This is a genomic window from Microcoleus sp. D3_18_C4 (genome assembly GCF_036702355.1).
GTDB lineage: Bacteria > Cyanobacteriota > Cyanobacteriia > Cyanobacteriales > Microcoleaceae > Microcoleus.
The window spans coordinates 1-1,572 of sequence record NZ_JAUBTF010000158.1 but is presented as its reverse complement, the minus strand read 5'-3'; the positions used below and the strand labels follow the sequence as shown (position 1 = coordinate 1,572).

General features: G+C 48.2%; 1 protein-coding gene. It reads left to right on the top strand.

From position 1 onward, the window contains the following. The first annotated feature begins 53 nt into the window (after positions 1-53). Complete coding sequence (gene tnpC, locus QUA90_RS30315) at positions 54-1,556, top strand: IS66 family transposase (protein ID WP_333448785.1); 1,503 nt, start codon at positions 54-56, stop codon at positions 1,554-1,556. Positions 1,557-1,572 lie beyond the last annotated feature (16 nt).

Here is a 1,572-nt window from a genome sequence, read left to right as displayed (position 1 = left end):
GTAGAAGTTCACGGGGGTAGCAAAAACCCAAAAAATCTGATAAGGTGAGGCACATGGAGAAGACAGTGCCGGAATTAATGGCGGCAATCAGCCCAGCAGAGTGGGCGCAAGTGCCAGATAGCGTGCTCGAACTAATTTACGAATTAGTGCGTAGGATGGATCGGGTTGAACAGGAAATAGCGGAACTGAGAACAGAAAACGAGCTTCTCAAACAGCAATTAGCCAGAACTTCGGCAAATTCATCACAACCACCATCGAAGAATCCTCAAGGATTTAAGCCCAATCGAAAGGAACCCACCGGCAAGAAGCGGGGTGGGCAACTAGGACATTCGGGACACGAACGGAAGCTATACCCGACCCAAATGTGTCAAGAAGTAATCAACCATTACCCGCAGCAATGTAGTGGATGTGGAGGCATCCTAGGGATTGAAAATAGTGGTCAAGCCTACCGACATCAAGTAGTGGAAGTCCCACCAGTACAGCGGCTCGTCATCGAACATCAGTTTCATCCAATTACCTGTACTTGTTGTGGGAAAGAAAATCAAGCCCCAGAAATGACCGAAATAATTGGGCTGGGTGGATATGGTCCAAGAACAGCAGCCTATGTAGGTCTATTCAGTAGTGAGTACCGACAATCCTACCGCCAAATACGTGCGCTGATGCAGGCGGTGTTTGGGATTGAAATGTCCGTCGGCACTATCAATCGTCTACGGACAGAAGTGAGTGAGGCAGTTAGCGATGCGGTCACAGAAGCCCAACATTACATCCAGCAGCAACCGACTGTGGGAGTAGATGAGACTGGATTTCAGCAGCGGAATGGAGATGGTCACAATGCCACCAAGACCAGTGGTTGGCTGTGGGTGGCAGTAACGCCATTGATCCAGAGCTTTCAGGTAATTTTAAGTAGAGCTAGTAGTGCTGCTCAAACCGTTTTGGGCGAAACTTTTAGTGGCTCGATCACCAGTGATCGTTGCCCTGCCTATAACTGGGTGGATGTCCATCGCAGGCAACTGTGCTGGGCGCACCTCAAACGAGATTTTATTCAAATATCCGAACGAGTTGGAGCTTCTGCCCAAATAGGCAAATCCTTGCTGGAGCAGGAAAAAGAGCTTTTCAATCTCTGGCATAAATTTAGAAATGACCAACTCACTCGTTCTGAGTTGAAAGAAAGGGTTGAACCTATTAAGACTAAAGTTTTGAGCATCTTGCTAGAAGCTTCGCAGTTAGACATCGACGAGAGGGAAAAAACCCCACTGGCAAAAACTGTGCGGACTTGCCGTAATTTACTAAAGTTGGAAGTGGCTCTGTGGTTATTTATCTCCTCAGATGGTGTAGAGCCGACCAATAATGCCGCTGAGAGAGCCATTCGCCCTGCTGTGATTTGGCGACGGACTAGCTTTGGTTCAGATTCAGCAGCAGGAAGTCTGTTTGTTGCCCGTTTACTCACCGTCGTGTCTTCTCTCAAGCTGCAAGACCGGAATATTCTTGAGTTCCTGACTGAATCTGTCTTGAGTACTCGTTCTTGTCGGATTCCTCCTTCTCTTCTGCCACGCTAACCCCGTGAACTTCTAC

Coding starts and splice junctions, on each gene's coding strand:
- tnpC (WP_333448785.1), top strand. CDS start 54: ATGGAGAAGACAGTGCCGGAATTAATGGCGGCAATCAGCCCAGCAGAG.